Here is a 640-nt window from a genome sequence, read left to right as displayed (position 1 = left end):
GAGCGATGGATTATGAAAAAATAAATTACCCAATCATCAAATCTATCCTGGAGAAAGGATTAGACTTCATTGATGAAGATCCTGCTATTGAAGATAAAGAAATACCAATACATAATAATATTAGAGGCAAGGAATATTACAAATAACAACCATTAATAAAATAACTATATGAATGATCAAACATTAGAAAAAATGAAACAGTTAAGGCTCTACGGAATGTCCAGAGCCTTTAATACTACTTTAGAGGCAAGTAGTATCGATTACACAAATGATGAACTTATTGCTTATTTAATTAACTCTGAATATGATGACAGAGAAAATCGAAAAGTAGAAAGATTGATCAATACTGCCAAGTTTAGGTATAAAGCTTTTATGGAAGAAATCGATTTTGACAGTTCCAGAGGAGTAGATAAAAACTTGGTAAACAGACTTGAGTTTTGTGATTTTATAAAAAACAAACAAAACATCCTGGTCTGTGGAAGTACGGGTGTTGGCAAAAGCTTTATAGCTACAGCAATTGGTTATAAAGCCTGTATGATGGGCTACAAAGTAATGTATTTTAATATCAATAAACTTTTCTCTAAACTTAAAATGGCTAAAGCTGACGGCTCTTACATAAAAGAAATTAATAAAATAGAAA

The 640-nt window shown here is 30.5% G+C and carries 1 protein-coding gene; it reads left to right on the top strand.

What is annotated here, in order from left to right; translation table 11 throughout:
* Positions 1–168: 168 nt before the first annotated feature.
* On the top strand, positions 169–640 hold a 472-nt coding region (locus D0817_RS24770; protein ID WP_161568467.1), incomplete at its 3' end, for an ATP-binding protein.

It is taken from the genome of Flavobacterium cupreum, from assembly GCF_003996965.1.
In the GTDB taxonomy this organism is placed as follows: domain Bacteria; phylum Bacteroidota; class Bacteroidia; order Flavobacteriales; family Flavobacteriaceae; genus Flavobacterium; species Flavobacterium cupreum.
This window is presented reverse-complemented; position numbering and strand designations above follow the sequence as displayed.